Genomic DNA, 21780 nt, shown 5'->3' on the forward strand with positions numbered 1-21780 from the left:
GATATATATATATCAAATTGACTTAAGTGATGATAATATTATTTGATACACTATATCATTATATTTATAGATCAAATAAATATCTTTTAATTCCATCCTTCATATGAGTTAAAAATGTTTAATTTTTTTAAAATGTATATTGTGGAAATTAAAAAATAAATCGTATAAATTATTCTATATACTATTATTATCCGCATACATTTATGTAAATAAATACTTAAAATACAAAACTTCTATATTACATACTATATGAATCATTTTATATTTTATTTTATTATAAATAATGTCATTTAATCACATAAAAAAAGTAATTGTTGCAATGTCTGGTGGTGTAGATTCTTCTGTATCTGCATGGTTGCTACAACAACAAGGATATAAAGTAGAAGGATTATTTATGAAAAATTGGGAAGATGACGACAGCACAGAACATTGCGCATCAGCATCTGACTTATCGGATACTCATTCTGTTTGCGATAATTTGGGCATATATCTACATACCATAAATTTTTCTAAAGAATATTGGGAAAATGTATTTCAAGTGTTTTTGAAAGAATATAGCGTGGGTCGAACTCCCAATCCTGATATACTTTGTAACAAAGAAATTAAATTTAAATATTTTTTAGAATTTGCATTGCAAGATCTAGACGCGGATCTTATTGCAACCGGACATTATGTACGCCGTGTTGATATGAATAAAAAAACTTATCTGATACGTGGTGTAGACCGAAATAAAGATCAAAGTTATTTTTTGTATACACTAAGCTATAAACAACTTAAACAATGTTTATTTCCTGTAGGAACATTAAATAAATTCCAAGTTAGAAATATTGCTAAAAAATTAAACTTAATTACAGCAAACAAAAAAGACTCAACTGGTATCTGTTTTATTGGTAAACGTAAATTTAAAGACTTTATTAGTAAATATATACCAATACAACCAGGAGTTATAATCGATATAAATGGAAATACAATCGGCGCCCACCAAGGAGTATCATTTTATACCTTAGGGCAAAGAAAAGGCCTAAAAATAGGTGGAGTGAAACAAGGAAATGGACAACCATGGTACGTAATAGATAAAGATACATCAAATAATACGTTAATTGCAGCGCAAGGACGTAATCATCCGCGTCTCATGTCTACCGCGTTCATTACTGAACAAACCCAATGGGTAAAACGACACACACTTACATCCCCTTTACATTGCACAGTTAAAACCAGATATAGACATCCCGATATTCAATGTCAAATATATCCTCTTTTAAACAACAATCTTAAAGTTATTTTAAAAATTCCGGTTTTAGCAATTACACCAGGACAATCAGCAGTATTTTATTTAAAAGAACGTTGTTTGGGGGGAGGGATTATTACCAAAATATACCCTTTTTAGATTCTTAAACATTAAGACAATTGTTTTAACAAATATCAAAAATATCAATTGTTAAAATCAAATATAACTAATAGTTATTGCATATAATTTACATTTCCATTATAAATAAATAAATGTTATAATTTCATGAGCTTAGTTAGAATTAAAATCACCTGAACAAATATCAATAAATTAATTATATGAATATTTTACAAAATCATGTCCATCATTGTGATGAATTATCATTGATTATCATCATCCCATATGTTTTTAAACATTAACGCTAATATCATATAATCACCTATATTTATGAAATACAACTTTCTTACAAAAATATAAAAATATTCAATAAGATACACATATTTTATCTTGGATAAACTTGTAATTTTTAAATATCATATAAAATATGAGCATCTAGTTAATTATGAAGAGGAAAAAGTGATAACATTATCGCCCTTAACTGTAATATCTCCTATTGATGGCCGTTACTACAAACAAACTGATTCTTTACGTAATATTTTTAGTGAATTTAGTTTGCTGAAATTTCGTGTACAAATAGAGATTCATTGGTTAAAAAAACTAGCTAACACAATTTCTATTACGGAAATACCGCCTTTTACACAAATCGAATCTGATTTTTTAAATAAACTGACAATCAACTTTAATATTAAAGACGCAGAACGTATTAAAGAAATAGAAAAAATTACCAATCATGATCTCAAAGCAATAGAATATTTTTTAAAAGAAAAAATAAACATATTACCTAATTTAAAAAAAATCAGTGAATTTATTCATTTTGCTTGTACTTCAGACGATATTAACAATCTTGCGTATGGATTGATGCTGATTAACACTAAAAAAACTGTTTTTTTGCCCATTTGGAAACAAATTATTAATGAAATAAAAAAAATGAGTATTAATTATAAAGATATTCCTGTGTTATCTAGAACCCATGGACAACCCGCTACCCCTTCTACTATCGGAAAGGAAATGGCTAATATTGCATACCGTTTGATACGTCAATATCATCAATTAGAATCAATTAAAATTCTAGGTAAAATGAATGGTGCCGTAGGAAACTATAATGCTCATGTAACAGCATATCCAGAAATAAATTGGCGCAAGTTCAGTGAAGAGTTTGTTACATCTTTAGGCATGAAATGGAACCCTTATACAACACAAATAGAACCACACGATTATATTGCCGAACTATCCGACTGTATTGCACGATTTAATACCATATTAATAAATTTTAATAGAGATATATGGGGATATATTGCTCTTAATTATTTTAAACAAAACCATAGCAATACTACAATCGGATCTTCTACTATGCCATATAAAATAAATCCTATAAACTTTGAAAATTCTGAAGGAAATTTAGGGTTAGCAAACGCCATGTTTAACCATTTTTCTGCTAAACTTCCGATATCACGTTGGCAACGTGATTTAAGCGATTCTACTGTTTTAAGAAATCTAGGTATGGCCATGGGATATGCCTTAATTGCCTACCATAGCATATTAAAAGGTATAAAAACACTGACAGTTAATAAAGAACATGTATTAACCGAATTAAATAAAAACTGGATAGTGTTAAGCGAAGCTATTCAAACAGTAATGCGACGACACAATATTCATGAATCTTATGAATGCACAAAACAATTCATCAATAATACAGAGATTAATCCTGAAAAAATAAAAATTTTTATTGAATCATTACCATTACCAGCAACAGAAAAAATACGATTACAAAAAATCACACCACGTGATTACATAGGTTTGGCGGCAGTCATGGCAAATGATATCACTGATATAATATAATAATAAAACTATAAATAAATTTCTATAAAGCACATGAACCGGACCGAACGATTCACGTTATATTGTATTTATAATACATAACAATCACATTCATTTTGAAATGAATAACATAGTATATCATCTCATTATATTTATATTAATTTGATATTTTATTAAAAAATCCGATTATGTGATTTAACCAATCTATCTACTCAAAGCACCATTATAATACTCTAATAAAAATCATAATCATGCTATTTTAAGATTTTAGATAAATTAACCTGCCTTATTTTTGACGCTGCATACCAACTAGTTAATGAACCTAGTAATATTGTTGTGCTTAATACCAACAATATGTCCCATTCGTTTAGCTTAACTGGTAAAAAATTAATAAAATAAGTTCCTTCTGATAAAATTTTACTTTCCAATAAATCATTACATATCGTAATTAAACTCGTTAAATTAAAAGCTATAAAAATACCCAGTCCAGTTCCTATAATACTAGAAATTATATAAATAATTAACCCATACCAAAAAAATATATATTGAATTAAAATATTTTTAGCCCCCAATGCGCGAATTATCGCAATATCATAATTTTTGTCTTTTATGGATAAAATCAATGCAGCAACTACATTAAAACAAGAAATACCTATAATTAATATCATTGATAAATATATAATTATGCGAACCATTTGAATATCTTGATAAATATACCCATAAGTATCCATCCAACTTCGCGCAAAAACCTGATGATTAAGCATTCTTTGAATTTTATATAGTGTTTTATTAACAGAAAAAATATTATTAACTTTAATAGCTATTCCTGAAACATCTGACGTTTCATCGTAATAATGTTGCGCGTCTGATAAAGACATTATAGCAATATTGCAGTCTAATTGACTATTTAAATTTAATATTCCAGCTACTTGTAAACGAATTTTTTTGGATGACAATAATTTATTGTTCGAACGAAAATCATGAGCAGTCAAAACGGTAATCCAATCACCCACTTTAATTCCTAAATCTTCTGATATGCCTTTCCCTAAAATAATTTTTTCTACATTTTCACAAAAATATTTCCAAGAATCTTTTTCTATAAAATTCATTAATGCGTTTTCATTTACTTTTTCCTTTAAATCTACACTTCTGACATAAACTACATGCCATTTATTATTATATTCAACAACGCCATAAAAATTAATATAAGGATTCACATAACTAATATCTGGTATTTTACGAATACACTCTAAAACTGTTTGCCAATTAATGAATGGCGCTCTTATTGGTTCAATTTCTCCATGCGGAATAACTGATAAAATACGATTACTTAATTCATATTTAAAACCATTCATTGTGCTTAATGCAATTATAGATATAGTTATACCTATAGTAATACCAATAACAGAAATCAAAGACATTAAGGACATTAAAATATTACTACTCGAACCTCGATGAAATTTTAATGCAATTTTCAAAGACAACATCATTTATAAACAATTACCTAAACGAATCATTCTGACTCAATTTTATTTTACCATTAGATATCATTAATATTTTATGGCATTGTTTAGCAAAATCTAAATCATGCGTTGCTATTAAAAAAGTTGTGCCATAATATGTATTTAACTTTTTTAATAATTGAAAAATACTATCTGAATTCTTTTGATCTAAATTACCAGTTGGTTCATCAGCTAATATTAAAGATGGATTATTTACTATAGCCCGAGCTACAGTAACTCGTTGACTTTCTCCTCCAGATAATTCATGCGGAAAAGAATTAATATGATTTTTTAATCCAACTGACTCTAATACACATTGCGCTCTACTTTTTGCTTGATTAAACGCAATACCTCCAATCAACAAGGGCATTGCTACATTCTCTAAAACATCAAAATCTGACAATAAATGATGAAATTGATAAACAAATCCTAACCGTTTATTGCGTATCACAGAACGTTCATTGTCAGTTAACTTATGTAGCGCATGACCCTCAAAAAATATCTCTCCTTCAGTTGGCTTATCTAATCCTCCAAGCAAATGCAATAATGTACTTTTACCAGATCCAGATGCGCCTACCACAGCAACCATTTCGTTAGATTGTATACTTAGAGTAATGCAATGCAACACTTTAATTAAGAAATTAGCACGTTGATAATATTTTGTTAACTGAATACAATGCAACAATGGAATATTAGCCATAACGTAAAATTTTTGCAGGATGAAAGGAAGCTGCTCTCCACGATGGGTAGAATGTAGCTAATAAAATCATAATAAACGTCATGAATATGACACTTAATATTTGAGAATATTTTATTTCTATAGGTAAAAATATAGTATCTGGAAATATTTTTAAAAATAATAATATTTTATTTAACTTATGAGATAACAATACTCCCAATATCGTTCCCAATATAATACCAAAAAAACCATTAGTAACTCCTTGAACCATAAAAAGTAAGATAATCTGTCGGCGAGTGAAACCATATGTTTTGAGTATTGCAATTTCTATTTGTTTTTCCAATATTAATAATACTAAAAAAGAAACAATGTTAAAACCTGCTGCTATTATAATTAAACCTAATAACAAAGACATTATATTTTTTTCTATTTTCATCGCTTGAAATAAAGACCCTTTATATTCTCTCCAATCCTTCCAAATCCAATCTGTATGTAATCGCAATTGTTGAGTATAATTGCTGAGCAAAAATGGTTCATGTAGCCATAAACGCCACCCAGTAACACATTGTAATGGATAATGCATTAACGCAGCAGCATCTGATTGATGAACCAATACTTGATAAGAATCAACTTCACTGTTAGTAATAAAAATATCTAATACCGTAAACAATCGTTGACTGGGGATATAGCCAATAGGAGTGATCTGCATAACAGAAGGAATAATCAAACGAATTTGATCATTTATATGTGCTTCAAGTTTTTTTGCTAATTCTGAACCAAGGATTATATAATATTTTCCTAAAACCAATTGATTTTCATGTTTATTTACCAAATAATCACACAACGGTTCAAAACAATCTGGTTTAATCCCTAACATTACTCCAAACGAAATTTTATTGGAACTTTGCAATATCACATCGGATATGACCAATGGTTCCTCGTGTGTTATATTATGTAGTTGATCTAATACTAAATTTGGTTTATCTCTAACATGTACGTATCCTTTGGAGGTAGTGAGTAACGCATGAGGTATGAAATTAAGAAGATTTTGTTTTAACTCACTCTCAAAACCGTTCATGACTGATAACACAGTTATCGTAGACATCACACCTATCATAATAGCAAAACTAGAAAACCAATAAATATATCGACCAAATTGATCTATCGATTTTCCTGAAATATAACGTAGCGCAATAAACAATATAGTTGATCGATGCATCAATATTTGTTTAAGTTACCTCATAAATATAAAAAAAAATAATACACAATCATATATAATTACATGCACATATGCATACGAATACAAAATTTATTAAAATAATTATATTTATTATTTCAATACATATAATTATTTTAATAAAATCTTAATAACTGAATTATTTCTCAATATAATATTTATCAGTCTCTTAAAAGAGGTGTTAAATTACCAACGTCTCGATATTATTAGAACTGTTTATACCCTATACAGAACTATTAACAACACGTAAAATCTCACCGGTTTTAACGGATATTAATTGCAATTCTAAACTTGGTTTAGATGCATCTCCATAAGCAATGCCATACAAAATATAATTCGCTTTTAAATAATTTGCAATTTTCATAGAAAAACTATAGGAATTTCTATTATCTTCTGGCAACATACCTAATTCCCTATACACAGAATACAGCACTCCCATATCGATAACATTATATTTTCTGGTATTCTCTACAATATAATTAATCAAAATATTCGTAATTTTGCTGGCCTGCAAAATACCATCAGTTTTATTCTTTACCATATTTACTAATAATACGCTATCACGTTCAATATTATCAAAAAAAAATACACTCTGCAGCATTCTTAATAAAACCGGTTGCCAATTAATTAAATTAATTTTTTGGGGTATTAATAAAGTAGGTTCTGTCGTCAAAATAGGCACATTATCGCCACACCAACCAATATGATCTAAAAAAATCATACTAAGAAATAGATACACTATTTTTTTATTTACAATCATAATATATACAATTCTATTGTCGACAATAAAATTTCATATTACTTTTTTTAATTTTTTATTTAATTATATGCATTTTGATATAAAAAACCCCACACTTCATTATCTATGTATCCTGCATATGTACAAATACACTATTTTATTGAAATAAACACACAATTAATTTAAAAATTCATTTTTAATTAAACTATGTTACTGCTGTAACAAAGGACCCAAAGGCTTTCCACCCAATAAATGCATATGAAGATGATAAATTTCTTGGCCAGAATGATCATTACAATTAACTATTAAACGATAACCTGAAGAATGTATATTCTTTTGTTCAGCGATTTTTGCGGCTACTATAAATAATCTACCTAATATTATTTCATCATGAGTTTTAGCATGATTAACGGTAGGAATCAAAATATTAGGAACAATTAATACATGAACAGGCGCCTGAGGCTTTAAATCATAAAATGCAGTAACTAACTCATCCTGATATAATATATCGGTTTTGATTTTTTTGTGAATAATATTCATAAAAATATTGTCTTTTTTCATAACTTATTCTATTCCTAAAAATCATACGAATTCTACAATAATTTTTTTTAAATACATCAAATAACATTATACTCTTAAAATAACAAATACAGATACTACATTATTTAAAAATACTATCCCTTATATTTTATTCTATAATTACTACATAAATGAATCTCACATTAACTGAAGCATAATCCAACACCAGTATAATTACCATGCTCTAAAAATTAATAAAAATACGAACAATAATTTATTTATACATACAAATTAATACATAATATTATTATAATTTTATTCCAAATGAAACAAGGTACGAAAATTAGATGTAGTGATAACCGCTAATTCATCTATATTTATATTTTTTATAGACGCTACATATTTGGCAATTTCATATATGTAAGCAGGTTGATTCTCTTGTCCTCTATAAGGAACTGGGGTTAGATAAGGAGAATCAGTTTCTAACAAAATACGGTCGGAAGGTATATATTTAATTACTTCCTGCATCATATAAGATTTAGTAAACGTTATCATTCCAGAAAAAGATATATAAAAATTAAGATCTAACAATAATCTTGCAGTATCTATATCTTCACTAAAACAATGCAATATACCACCGCACTCCTCTGCTTCTTCTGATCGTAAAAGCGTGACAGTATCCTGGCAAGAATTGCGACTATGTACAATAATTGGCTTTTTTGTTGCTTTAGCAACACGAATATGTTCTCTAAATGCTTTTTTTTGCTTTTTTTTACTATCCGATTCTAATCGATGATAATAATCTAATCCAGTTTCACCGATAGCTACTACATTCCTTTTAGAAGACAAAACATACAATTTTTCGCTGTCAAAATTATTAATATTATATACATATGTAGGATGCACTCCACAAGAAAACAGAACATCACTTCTATATCCAATTAATTTTACCATATCTTCATAATCTGACATAGTAAGGCTGACCGACAAGACTAATTGAACCCCCTTTTGTTTAGCTTTGTTCAACACATCTGAAACATTTTTGTGAACATCTTGATAATTCAGTTGATTTAAATGACAATGGGAATCCACCAAAAACATAACATTATACACTCCATTAATGCAAACAAGATTCAACAATATCTTGTTGCCAATTTAATAATCGATAAGTCAATAATAATTCGCGATCAATATTAGTAAATTCTTGAAAATAACGTAACAACACCAACCATTGTTGTAACTGACGACTTAAAGATACAATACCCCAATGAACTGTAATAACAGTGATCAATTCTACTTGATCTAAATTTATTAAAAATCTTTTTTTTATCCCTTGCTTCCATTTTAATGCATCTACAAGTACAGTTATAAACCAATACAAATATATATCATTCTTACAAATATTTAAAAATGGCACAAGTTTTAAAAAATCCCCGTTTGCAATGACATAATTTATACATTTGCACAATTCTAATCGTTGTTTCCATAAACCTAATTTAAACATATCTTCAGCTTCTATAGGAGATCCATCACACAAACGTAATGCACACTGCGCCAACAAAATATCATTTATCTCTTCTCTATTTTTCATTAACCACTGTAATCCAATCGATTCTTTAGGAGATATAATAGACCATCTCATACACCGACTCAACAACGTTGATGATATTCTCATGTAATCTCGAGTTTTAAAAAAAAAATAAGTATTTGTTGGGGGTTCATCAAGTGTTTTTAACAATACATTAACAGCCTGATCCGTTAAACATTCCACATATCCTATATATATAATTTTTACTTTGCTTTGGCATGCATATTTGTGTAGAGAATTAATACAATCACGAATAATATCAACACCGATAGTTTGAGTATTATTTTCAGGACTTATTTCGTAATAATCTGGATGATGTCCTACGTTCATTAATCTACAATCATAACAAATATTGCAACATTGATTTGCGTCAGGATGAGAACAAATTAACCAACGCGCAATAGCATAAATTAAAGTATTTTCACCATTGTTTCGTTTACTATTTAAAAGTAAGGCATGATGTCCTCTATCTTGTCGATAAGCATTTAATATTTGATTATAAGTACTATCTAGCCAAGGATACCATCTCATTATAGATTATTCCTGAGGATGCAAGAACCACCAATCTAAATGTCTATAAATAGACATGGAAACTTCTTCTAAACTCTGAGTAGCATCAATCGTGATAATATTTTTTCTTTCAGAAGCTAATTTTTTGTAACAAGAACGTACACGATCAAAAAAACTCAGAGGCTCCTGTTCAATACGATCTAATTTCTGTCTATGATTTATACGTGATATGCTTAATTCTGGAGAAATATCAAGATAAAATGTCAAATCTGGAGATAAGGTATTTGTGATCTTATTTGATAAAGCATGTAACAATAATATATCAATTCCTCTGCCTCCTCCTTGATACGCCTGAGAAGACAAATCAAATCTATCCCCAATTACCCAATAACCTTTAGATAAAGCTGGTTTAATAACATTTTCTATTAATTGTAATCGCGCAGCATATATCATTAATAATTCTGATATACTATTAATAGGTTCATTCATAGGACCACCATATTTAATCAATACACGTAAAAAATCCGAAACCGGCGTACCTCCGGGTTCATGAGTGGTCAAAATATTGGTTACACCATATTGATTTAAGTATTTACTTACTCTATGAGTAATAGTAGTTTTTCCAGCACCATCTAACCCTTCAATCGTAATAAACCTATTGTCCATAGAATCCTAATATACATTGTGTAATCGTTTTATTTAATCATTTATTACAATCTATAAAATTTTACATATTTATGAAAATAAACAATAATTAAAATATATAATCTTATATATGCTCTAATCGTATCTTTTAAAATATATAACCATAAAACCCCAAAATAATAAAACCTAATCAATCCTACAAAGATTTCCAATCATGATTTATATCGTACAGATGCAAATATCATTTTTTACGCTACATAGCAACATCTTGAATAACAATTATGATTGCAATCATTAGTTACTTTTAAATAAATCAATACAATACATAATTATAACTAACAGGGGGCATAAATATTTTATATATATTATGTTACACAACACTGTAAATATTTTAAATTTTATTATGTATAATATGAAAACGTAGCAAATGAAATAATGTCCTATCCGAATACACAAAATCATCAATTGAATTAACTGACGCTAACGGTAATAAAGCATTTGTAATAAAAACTTCATTTGCATTTTTTAAATGTTCAGGTCCAACCGTCACTTCTCGTATACAGTATCCTAATTTTGGTAATAATTTTAATACCAATTGACGCATAATTCCATTAACACCAGAATAATATAAAGATGGAGTAAATACCTGATATTTATATCTCCAAAAAATGTTGGCACTACAACATTCTACCACGTTTCCATCAGTGTCTAAAACTAATGCTTCATCAGTTTCGCTTTTGCTTACCCAAATGGCAATCATAACTTGTTCTAATCTATTAAGATGCTTTATTCCTGCCAAGCAAGCATTACGTGCTAACCGCACAATACTCGTTCTTAAATGAATCCCAGAATGAATCCAGCGCGTGTAATATTTTGGCAATCGACTAACATGAATTATACGTAATGGTTCAATATCATTACTACATCGATATCCATATAGTCTGTGGCTATTACTTCTACTTATTATTACTTTAATAACACTATATATATCACTATATGCAGCTGCTTGCTGCATTTCTTTATACAGAAGATTAAAATTAAAATTTTTAAATATTAACCTTTTTGCTGAAATAACCAATCTATCCATATGCCAATCTAAAAAATCAATTTTTCCATTCTGTACTTTAGCAGTCGTAAAAAATCCATCTCCAAAATGCAAAGCACGATTATTTAATGATATTGTTTTTTTTGAAATTCCATTCACCCAATACATTTTAATCTCAATCAGTCAGTGTTTAATAATGTTAATAATTATTTAATATAATTAATACTAAAACAATTTTTAATGATCATATATAACAAAAGATAAACATTATTTTTTATTTATATGCATTGCACGTTATTCATATTAAAATAAACGTAATCATACATTAATGCATGCAATATCAATATGCATACAATTAATATCTATCTCGCCCTATGTCTTCTATGTGCACAAATTTTTGTTTAACCTGAATATCATATAGCTCTTATGATATCTTCAATTTTATAGTAAAAAAGATTTATATTAATATTTATAATATTCTCTATAGAATTAAATTCTTTGAAACTACTATCTTTTAATGTTCATACACTATCATTACTATTTTTCATACTATAATTCGATTTATTCATAAGAAATAATTCGTAAATTTATTAATTAATAATGTACGCTTATAATTAAGCAATGTATTAAATTATTAAACTAGATAAAAATAATACTCGCACATTTAATCAAATGGATACATAACAAAAATTACCTCCAATAGAATTCAATTCATATTATGATTATGAATATAATGCGCTAAAAATCATTTATATATTATTCAATACAACAAGATAAAAATATCAGTTTATAATTAATTACTCTTATTTTGTTGATGACTATTACTAATAAAATCTATTGCCGCCTGAACAGTTGTAATTTTCTCAGCTTCTTCGTCTGGAATTTCAGTATCAAACTCTTCCTCTAATGCCATAACCAACTCAACAGTATCAAGAGAATCAGCTCCAAGATCCTCGACAAATGAAGCATGATTTACTACTTCCTCTTGTTTAACCCCTAATTGTTCAGAAATAATTGTTTTTACTTTTTCTTCTATAGTACTCATATTTTTATTTTCCTATCAACGTGCGTTTATATAATAGTATCCAAAAATATAAAACACACACTGCAAACGCTGAATAAAATACATTTTTATTTTCTTATATTTTTATTAAAATAAATCACATAGAATAAATTAACCCATATACATTCCTCCATTAATATGTATCGTTTGTCCAGTAATATAGTTTGAATGATCAGAGGCAAAAAATATTACCGCATAAGCCACATCTTTTGGATCTCCAAAACGATTAACTGGTATTTGTAATAAAATATCATTTTTTTGTTTATCAGTTAATTTTTTCACCATATCTGTACAAATAAATCCTGGTGTTACCAGATTAACCGTAATACCTCTCGAAGCAACTTCACGAGCTAAAGACTTTGTGAACCCAATCAATCCTGATTTAGCAGCCGAATAATTTGATTGCCCAGGATTACCCACAACACCAACTACAGAACCAATATTAATAACTCTACCATAATGTTTTTTTATCATCGATTTTATTACCGCTTTGGACATACGGTACACAGCAGTTAAATTTACGTCAATAACAGATTGCCATGCATCATCTTTCATGTATAACAAAATATTATCTTGGACGATACCAGCGTTGTTCACTAATATATCAACGCTATCAAATTCTTGGCGCATTTTTTCAAAAAAAAGATTGATAGAACATTTATCTGCAACATTTAATTGCATCCCTTTTCCTTTATTTCCTAAATACCTATTAATGTCTTTGACGCCTAATTCACTAGTTGCAGTTCCTATTACAGTAGCTCCATACATTGCAAACATTTCGATAATAGCACGACCAATACCGCGACGAGCACCAGTTACTAAAACAATTTTTCCATTAAAATTCATCCTACATGTACTCCTCTTATACAAATATATTAACTCTTATTCATTCTAATTGCTTCTGATAAAGAAACAGGATCATTTACTGATAAACTAAACACATCACTAACAGTATTACGTATCAATCCAGTTAATATTTTTCCAGGTCCCATTTCTAAAAATCTCTTAATTTTTTGATGAATGCAATATTGCACGATTTCATGCCAACGCACCGGAGTATATAATTGCCGTATTAATGCATTACGAATATCTTTAGATTCCCACTCAACACACGCATCAACATTATTTACTACTGGTATTCTAGGAGTAGTGATGACGATTTTTTCTAATTCTTTTCTGAATTTTACAACTGCTGGTTTCATTAATGAGCAATGTGATGGAACACTAATCGGCAGCATAAGTATATGTTTTGCGCCTGCATTTTTACAACACAAATTGACACGATTTACTGCTTCTTTATGTCCGGAAATAACCACGTGTCCAGGCCCATTAAAACTAGCAGGAGAAACAATTTGATCTTGTTGTGCTGCTACTTTGTTGCACAATTCAAAAACAACGTCATCACTTAGCCCGATAATTACAGACATAGCTCCACGTCCATAAGGTACTACTTCTTGCATTAACATACCACGTATCATTACTAATTTAACTGCAGAATACAAATCCATACCTTCCGCGCATACTAAAGCAGAATACTCTCCTAAGCTATGACCAGCCATTATCTTTGGCGCACAACCTCCCTGTTGTTTCCATATTCTCCAAACAGCTACTGAAGCTGTTAAAATAGCCGGCTGCGCTCGATAAGTTTTATTTAATTCTGTAACAGGTCCACGTTGTACCAATTTCCATATATCATAACCTAGAACCTCCGATACTTCAGAAAAAGTCTCTTTTACTAGCGGATAATGTTCCGCAAGAGTTCTTAGCATCCCTACTTTTTGAGCTGCCTGTCCTGGAAATACCACAGCTAATGTATTCATAATAATTAATATTCCTCTCATAATTAAAATCGTAACAATGCTGAACCCCAGGTAAATCCAGCCCCAAACGCTTCTAATAATACTAGTTGACCTGACTTAATACGACCATCACGTACAGCTTCATCTAGCGCTAAAGGAACAGAAGCTGCAGATGTATTCCCATGTCTGTCAAGCGTAATTACTACTTTTCTCATATCCATATCTAATCGTTTAGCAGTAGCAGAAATAATTCTTAAATTAGCCTGATGAGGGACTAACCAATCTAATTCATCTCGATGTAAATTATTAACATTCAAAGTCTCATCGATAACGCGCGCTAAAACAGAAACAGCTATTTTAAATACTTTGTTGCCAGACATGGTTAAATAATTAGATATAGCAGGACTCTTTCTATTACAATTAGGAAGAGTCAATAAATCCCCATGATCTCCATCTGCATGTAAGTGAATAGAAATAATACCTGGTGTTTTCGAGCGACCAAGTACTACTGCGCCTGCTCCATCCCCAAATAAAATCAATGTTCCACGATCTCTAGGATTTAGAGTATGACTTAAAGTATCTGACCCTACAACCAAAGCATAATCTACGCTTCCATTTCTAACATATTGATCCGCTACACCTAGTGCATAAACAAATCCAGAACAAGCTGCTGATAAGTCGAAAGCAATAGTATCTCGTATATGTAGATCACGTTGAATTTGACACGCTGAACTAGGAAATGCATGACTGGAAGATGTAGTTGCAACAATAATAATCCCTACTTTATCAGAGTGCACACAAGACATATCTAAAGCTCTTTTAGCAGCAAAATAACCCATTTTGGCAACAGTTTCATCAGAAGTAGAAATACGCCGTTCTTGAATACCAGTACGGGCAACAATCCATTCATGCGATGTATCTACCATTTTTTCTAAAACAATATTAGATCTAATGTTTTTAGGTAAGTAACTCCCTGTTCCAAGAATTCTAGTAAACATGTATATTAATGATTATTTTTAGATAACACTGTACTTAATTGATGAGAAATTTTTTCTGGAACCTCCCGTTCCACGGCATGCATTGCTTGTGTAATAGCAGCAATAAATGCGTGTTGATTAGCTGCTCCATGACTTTTTATTACCGTACTACGTAAACCTACCAAGTGAGCACCATTATACCAATCAGGATTAAATTGATTAAATTGCTTAAACAGATACTTTCTGATCCAAAAATTAATAATTTGCATAAACCAGTTCAACTTATTTTTTTTCTCTGAAGATTGTAACGTTGATAAAATAACTCTTATAACTCCTTCCATAGTCTTTAAAGTAATATTGCCAATAAATCCATCACAAACCAAAACATCTGTTTTCCCCATTAATAAATCATTCGCCTCAACATAACCAACATAATGAATTGATGAAATAGTATGTAATATTCTGGAAGCGTGACGAATATTATCTAATCCTTTAGTTTCTTCCGATCCGATATTTAATAATGCTACTCTTGGATTACTTACGCCTAAAATTTGCTTTGATAATACTGAACCCATAATCGCAAACTGTACCAGCATTGCACCATCACATGAAATATTCGCGCCTAAATCTAAAATGACAGTTTTTCCTTGTTTTTTGTGCGGCAGCAACGTTGTTAGAGCAGGGCGTTCAATACCGTGTACAGACTTAAGCACTAATTTAGATAAACCCATGAGAGCCCCTGTATTTCCCGCGCTAACACAAGCGTGAGCGCGACCTGACTTGATAAGCTCTAAAGCTACGCGCATCGAAGTATCTTTGCTCACTCTGATAGCCTGAGCAGGCCTTACATCTCCGCTTATTACCGATCTTGCTGGAATAACAGTTAATCTATCAAGGTCTATAGATTTTGATGTTGCTAATATAGGTAAAATCGCATCAGGATTTCCAACGAGTAACAATCTAAGTTTTGGATATAAAGATAACGCTTGTAAAGAAGCTGGCACCGTTACCACAGGACCAAAATCGCCACCCATCGCATCTAATGCGATAACCAAATTTTGTAGCTGTATATCGTTTTTCAAAAATTATTTCTCAATCATTTTTCGCCCACGATAAAATCCATCAAAAGTAACACAATGACGGCGATGTGTTTCTCCAGATGTCCGATCTACTGATATAGTAACCGAGCGCAGCGCATGATGAGAACGACGCATTCCTCTTGTAGAACGAGTAGATTTATTTTGTTGTACGGCCATGCTATACTCTCCTTTTGATATATTTCAATATTATTTTTTATTAAAAAACCGATCTAATCTTAATAAGATTGACTAATAATTAAAATATTCACTTATTTAATCACACATACATGTAGTTTTTTTTAAGATAGAAATATTGTTCATTTTCAATATAAAAATAATTATTTAGCAGAAAATATATTATGATTAATTATCTATCGTTCCGCAAATATAATTTCTTATTTATTCAACCTACTTTTTTACATTATCACAAAACATGCTTCTAACTGTTTAAGAAAATAGTGACCACATACAATCACTACATTTACACACATAATTATATATTAACTGTATAAAAATAAGTTGATATAAAATATACCAATATATCATAATGCTGTATTTTTACAGTTTCATTTTATGAACTTACTGCTTTTTAAAATAAAAAATATCATTTAAGAGATATTAACAATAGATCTTTTAACATCGATCACTAATATATTAATCCAACTAATAAAATTTCATGATATATTTCAATAAAATTCCATTTACTTAAATATATACAATCCTTCATTTATGATATTATATAGCTCATCCTAAATATTACATTCTTACTCATCATCAACATTACTAAATATACATGCACTTCATAACTCATTAAAACAATTGATTAATTTTTTACTCTTTAAGATAAAGTTTCTAAATATTTGTAACTAAAATTAACCACATAGTTCATAATTAAATTATGCGGTTACTTCAAAAATGCATTGTTTCGTAAAATATTTTTATTAAAAATAAGTAATTAAATCAATGTTAACTTACTTATATTTTTTATTAAAAAAATAAATAGGCACAATTATTTTAAAATAAAATTACGCATATCATCCTTCTAATAAAAAGTTAACAATAATAAATTTTAATTATTTTAAATTATCTATATTTTTACTAATATTTTCTAATAAACAATCATAACTTTTTACAGATAAATTTCTTAAAAAAAATAAGCAATTATGAAATGATTGATCTAATGGCGCATGTATATGGAATTTTTTTTTTGTGTTTGGGTGTATAAAACGCACTATAGAAGCATGTAAGAATAATCGATTAAATCCAAATCGTTTAAATCGAGTATTAGATTGATAATTACCATACCGGTTATCCCCTACAATAGGATGACTCGCGTATTGAGTATGTACTCTAATCTGATGTGTGCGTCCAGTAATAGGTTTAATTGCCAGAAAGGTTGCTACATTATCAAAATATTCTTTAATTTGAAAATGAGTTGTAGAAAATTTTCCATTTTCCGAGTCTATGTAAACAACTCTGCTACTGTTAAGTAAAGTGTTTTTTTTAAACAATGGCACGGATACTATTTGTAGATTTACATCCCATCTTCCATGTACTAAAGCTAAATATTCCTTTTTCATATTTTGTAAACGTAATTGTTCATGTAAATATACTAAAGCAGTACGTCTTTTAGCCACTAATAACACACCAGAAGTTTCTCGATCTAAACGATGAACTAACTCTAAAAACTGTGCTTTAGGACGTAATGCTCGCAATCCTTCAATAACACCAAATTTAAGCCCACTTCCTCCATGTGCAGCAACGCCAGTAGGCTTGTTCAGTGCTAATAAATAATCATCTTCATAAATTATGATATTCTGTAAGAATGCAACTTCTTCCATATATTTCGTATTAAATCTATTGATTTTTATTCCTCTTATTGGAGGAATTCTTAATAAATCTCCTATTTGCAATTTATACTGAAATTTAATTCTTTTTTTGTTAACACGTATTGCACCAGTTCGTATAATTTTATAAATCATAGATTTAGGTGCTACTTTTAAATAAGTATATAAAAAGTTATCAATTCTTTGACCAGAAGAATTTGAAGAAATTCTAATAAAATGTACATTTATATCATGTTCTTTCATAAGAACCCATGGCAATTACATAATTGTTTTAATATAATAATAAAGGTAATGAAAAGATCGTAATCTTAGCAAGCTAATATAAGCTTGCATGATAAATACTGTAAAATTGATATATTTAATATTCACAATTAATAATTTTAAATTAAAACATTTAATTTCATACATATACTATTTTTAGAGTGTTATTTTTTCATCTAATATCAAGTACAATTATTAGTTCATTTGGTTACAATAAGATTACTTATAGCTGATATATTCTAAAAAATAACAACAATAATAAATATCATTCGCAATAACGTTATGTACTATACAATAGTCTATCGATAACTAATATTATGATTTGCATAAATATATGGTTATTAACAATTCCATGAACCTTCTAGGCAAAAAATAATTATACATTTAAGTTGTAAATGCAAATCTATTAAACATCAAACTATAAAAATACTGAAAATAATTAGATATTTAAATCAAAATATCTACATTTCAATATATCAACATTGAGCAAAAATTATAATGAAAAGAATGTTAATTAACGCTACTCAACAAGAAGAATTACGGGTAGCATTAGTAGATGGACAACGATTATATGATCTAGATATTGAAACAGTAGGTCATGAACAAAAGAAATCAAATATTTATAAAGGAAAAATTATCCGAATTGAACCTAGTTTAGAAGCAGTATTTGTAGATTATGGAGTCGAGCGACACGGATTTCTTCCTATAAAAGAAATCTCACACGAATATTTTCTTTCTTCGCCAGCTTCCTATAATAAGCTCAATATTAAGGAAATTTTATGTGAAGGACAAGAACTAATTGTACAAATAGATAAAGAAGAAAGAGGAAATAAAGGTGCTGCATTAACTACTTTTATCAGTTTAGCAGGTAGCTATTTAGTACTCATGCCAAATAATCCCAAATCCAGCGGAATCTCAAGACGAATTGAGGGAAACGATCGTATCGGATTAAAAGAAATTCTATCTACTTTAGAATTACCTGAAGGAATGAGTTTAATTATTCGTACCGCTGGTCTGGGAAAATCTATCGAGGCATTAGAATGGGATTTAACTTCTCGCTTGCAACATTGGAAAACCATCAAAAATACCGCAGCAAAGCACTTGGCTCCTTTTTTAATTCATCAGGATAGTAATGTTATTGTACGTGCATTTCGAGATTATTTACGCCCAGATATAGGAGAAATTTTAATTGATAATCCTAAAATTATGCATTTAGCTAAAGAACATATAACTTCTTTAGGTCGCCCAGATTTCACTAAAAAAATAAAATTTTATAATGGCGATATTCCTTTATTTAGTCACTACCAGATAGAATCTCAAATAGAATCAGCGTTTCAACGAGAAGTAAGATTACCATCTGGAGGCTCCATTGTTATAGACACTACCGAAGCTCTAACAGCAATCGATATTAATTCTGCACGCTCTACTAAAGGAGCAGACATTGAAGATACAGCTTTTCATACCAATTTAGAAGCAACTGATGAAATAGCGCGTCAGTTACGTCTTCGTGATGTAGGTGGATTAATTGTTATAGATTTCATAGACATGACTCCAATTCGACATCAACGAGAAATTGAAAATAGCTTAAAAATAGCGGTGCATCAGGATCGCGCCCGCATTCAGATAGGACATATTTCTAAATTTGGTCTATTAGAGCTATCTAGACAAAGATTAAGTACGTCGCTTGGAGAATCAAGTCATCATATTTGCCCGCGTTGCAGCGGAACAGGCAGCATTCGTGACAATGAATCTCTTTCTCTATCAATTTTACGTTTAATTGAAGAAGAAGCACTAAAAGATAATACTTATGAAGTACATGCTATCGTTCCTGTAGCTATCGCCTCATATTTACTCAATGAAAAACGAAAAGCCATTAGCGATATAGAACAACGACAAAAAGGAGTACGTGCCATTATAGTGCCTTATGCACAAATGAAAACTCCAAATTACGAAATACGACGTATACGTAAAGGAGAAACATACAATAAACCAAGCTATTTGTTAGCAACAAATCAAGACTATGAAATAACCCAATCATCAGGAGAAATGATTTCTTCAAATTATACTTATACTACAGAAAAACTACAGTCAACAGCGCGTGCCCTATCAAATTTAATACCTGATTATAATAAAATTTTTTATTATGCAAATCACAAATTACAATTTAAATCAAAAAGAGAAATATCATGGTTTGATAACATTAAAAATCGTTGCCATAAAATACTCAGTTTATGTATCATAAGTTATAATAATTTAAAACAAACATTATCAAAAATAATCACCAAAAACATTCATTGGATATACATTAAAATTATATATCAACACAAACCATCTCAGAGCGTAAATCATTGTTTCAAGTCATATCCGAATTTTTATTCTAAATATAATAGCAATAATAATAAAAAAAATTATACCCATAATACAAAAAACAAAACTAATTTAAATAATCATAAAAAAATAACAGATTTTTTTAATAAAAATAATAATAACAATACTAAGTCTCTATCGAAATTTAATGACAATATTTACAAGTCCATACCTACTCCCTACTACACTAATCCAACACAATCTATTGAAAAAATAACGAAAAAACCACCTATACAGAAATATAAAAAAAGATATATGCACAACGTTAAACATCAGCACTTAAATAAGGCACATCACTCAGAATATTGGATATGGCGAAAACTTTACCAATCTGAACACACCTTGCATATGAAAGTAAATAAAGAACCAGTAGTATCTATAAATATCAATTCCTACAAAACATATAATGCAGCAGATTCCCGCATTTTTGACAAAAAACCCACCATTGCTGAAGTCAACTCCAATACTATTGATAATTCTACAAATATTCATACCTCTGATTTGACATCAAATACTCTATATATTCCAAAAAGTACCAATACTATCATTCATTATCCACATGCTAACCATAGCATTGCTGAACAGCACAACAACATATCTCAGCAAGACAACAATAACCATACACAACTAATTAGGCGTATACGTCGATCTTCTCGTCATTTTCGTATAAATTTTAAATATCGGTTACAACAACGTCGAGAAAAAATTACCTCAAAGAAAATGCAGTAAAATATTACTCAATAAATGTAACATAACA

19 protein-coding genes are annotated in these 21780 nt (G+C 29.3%); 3 read left to right on the forward strand and 16 right to left on the reverse strand.

What is annotated here, in order from left to right; genetic code table 11:
* The first annotated feature begins 283 nt into the window (after positions 1-283).
* Both mnmA and purB read left to right on the forward strand, forming a co-directional pair.
* A complete protein-coding gene (mnmA, locus tag BCHRO640_RS02010; RefSeq protein ID WP_015344652.1) occupies positions 284-1387 on the forward strand; it encodes a tRNA 2-thiouridine(34) synthase MnmA in 1104 nt (367 codons plus the stop codon).
* A gap of 420 nt (positions 1388-1807) precedes the next feature.
* On the forward strand, positions 1808-3187 hold the full coding sequence (purB, locus tag BCHRO640_RS02015) for an adenylosuccinate lyase (protein ID WP_041567610.1): 1380 nt from the start codon (positions 1808-1810) through the stop codon (positions 3185-3187).
* Positions 3188-3420: 233 nt separating this feature from the next.
* Here purB and lolE read toward each other — a convergent pair whose 3' ends face one another.
* The 16 genes from lolE to rluC all read right to left on the reverse strand — a co-directional run bounded on the left by lolE (position 3421) and on the right by rluC (position 18638).
* Complete coding sequence (gene lolE, locus BCHRO640_RS02020) at positions 3421-4653, reverse strand: lipoprotein-releasing ABC transporter permease subunit LolE (protein ID WP_236608090.1); 1233 nt, start codon at positions 4651-4653, stop codon at positions 3421-3423.
* A 13-nt stretch (positions 4654-4666) separates the two neighbouring features.
* Positions 4667-5368 (reverse strand): lipoprotein-releasing ABC transporter ATP-binding protein LolD, encoded by a 702-nt coding sequence (gene lolD / locus BCHRO640_RS02025; RefSeq protein ID WP_015344655.1) that lies wholly within the window; start codon positions 5366-5368, stop codon positions 4667-4669.
* Complete coding sequence (gene lolC / locus BCHRO640_RS02030) at positions 5361-6566, reverse strand: lipoprotein-releasing ABC transporter permease subunit LolC (RefSeq protein WP_015344656.1); 1206 nt, start codon at positions 6564-6566, stop codon at positions 5361-5363. Before lolC ends, lolD begins: the two co-directional genes overlap by 8 nt.
* A 241-nt stretch (positions 6567-6807) precedes the next feature.
* Positions 6808-7305: a penicillin-binding protein activator LpoB gene (locus BCHRO640_RS02035; protein WP_236608091.1), complete on the reverse strand. Its 498-nt coding sequence runs from the start codon at positions 7303-7305 to the stop codon at positions 6808-6810.
* A 228-nt stretch (positions 7306-7533) separates the two neighbouring features.
* Positions 7534-7884: an HIT domain-containing protein gene (locus tag BCHRO640_RS02040; protein WP_015344658.1), complete on the reverse strand. Its 351-nt coding sequence runs from the start codon at positions 7882-7884 to the stop codon at positions 7534-7536.
* Positions 7885-8157: 273 nt separating this feature from the next.
* Positions 8158-8943 (reverse strand): YchF/TatD family DNA exonuclease, encoded by a 786-nt coding sequence (locus BCHRO640_RS02045; protein ID WP_015344659.1) that lies wholly within the window; start codon positions 8941-8943, stop codon positions 8158-8160.
* Between the two features lie 16 nt (positions 8944-8959).
* Positions 8960-9961 (reverse strand): DNA polymerase III subunit delta' C-terminal domain-containing protein, encoded by a 1002-nt coding sequence (locus BCHRO640_RS02050; protein WP_015344660.1) that lies wholly within the window; start codon positions 9959-9961, stop codon positions 8960-8962.
* Positions 9962-9967: 6 nt separating this feature from the next.
* A complete protein-coding gene (tmk, locus tag BCHRO640_RS02055) occupies positions 9968-10606 on the reverse strand; it encodes a dTMP kinase (protein WP_015344661.1) in 639 nt (212 codons plus the stop codon).
* Between the two features lie 370 nt (positions 10607-10976).
* Positions 10977-11798 (reverse strand): aminodeoxychorismate lyase, encoded by an 822-nt coding sequence (gene pabC / locus BCHRO640_RS02060; RefSeq protein ID WP_015344662.1) that lies wholly within the window; start codon positions 11796-11798, stop codon positions 10977-10979.
* 625 nt (positions 11799-12423) lie between these two features.
* Entirely contained in the window at positions 12424-12675 is a 252-nt protein-coding gene (acpP, locus tag BCHRO640_RS02065) for an acyl carrier protein (protein WP_011282948.1), read from the reverse strand.
* Between the two features lie 129 nt (positions 12676-12804).
* Positions 12805-13539 carry a 3-oxoacyl-ACP reductase FabG gene (gene fabG, locus BCHRO640_RS02070; protein WP_015344663.1) on the reverse strand — a complete coding sequence of 245 codons (735 nt, stop codon included), beginning with the start codon at positions 13537-13539 and terminating at the stop codon, positions 12805-12807.
* A gap of 29 nt (positions 13540-13568) precedes the next feature.
* The gene (fabD, locus tag BCHRO640_RS02075) at positions 13569-14513 is read right to left on the reverse strand and encodes an ACP S-malonyltransferase (protein WP_015344664.1); all 945 of its coding nucleotides are present in this window, start codon (positions 14511-14513) and stop codon (positions 13569-13571) included.
* 23 nt (positions 14514-14536) lie between these two features.
* The gene (locus tag BCHRO640_RS02080; RefSeq protein WP_015344665.1) at positions 14537-15490 is read right to left on the reverse strand and encodes a beta-ketoacyl-ACP synthase III; all 954 of its coding nucleotides are present in this window, start codon (positions 15488-15490) and stop codon (positions 14537-14539) included.
* A 5-nt stretch (positions 15491-15495) separates the two neighbouring features.
* A complete protein-coding gene (gene plsX, locus BCHRO640_RS02085; protein ID WP_236608116.1) occupies positions 15496-16503 on the reverse strand; it encodes a phosphate acyltransferase PlsX in 1008 nt (335 codons plus the stop codon).
* A gap of 51 nt (positions 16504-16554) precedes the next feature.
* A complete protein-coding gene (gene rpmF / locus BCHRO640_RS02090; RefSeq protein WP_015344667.1) occupies positions 16555-16725 on the reverse strand; it encodes a 50S ribosomal protein L32 in 171 nt (56 codons plus the stop codon).
* 896 nt (positions 16726-17621) lie between these two features.
* Complete coding sequence (gene rluC / locus BCHRO640_RS02095; RefSeq protein WP_015344668.1) at positions 17622-18638, reverse strand: 23S rRNA pseudouridine(955/2504/2580) synthase RluC; 1017 nt, start codon at positions 18636-18638, stop codon at positions 17622-17624.
* A 516-nt stretch (positions 18639-19154) separates the two neighbouring features.
* Between rluC and rne the strand changes: the two genes are divergently transcribed.
* Positions 19155-21752, forward strand: coding sequence for a ribonuclease E (gene rne / locus BCHRO640_RS02100; RefSeq protein ID WP_015344669.1), 2598 nt, complete (start codon positions 19155-19157; stop codon positions 21750-21752).
* Positions 21753-21780: the final 28 nt, after the last annotated feature.

This window comes from Candidatus Blochmanniella chromaiodes str. 640, assembly GCF_000331065.1.
GTDB classification, from domain to species: domain Bacteria; phylum Pseudomonadota; class Gammaproteobacteria; order Enterobacterales; family Enterobacteriaceae; genus Blochmanniella; species Blochmanniella pennsylvanica.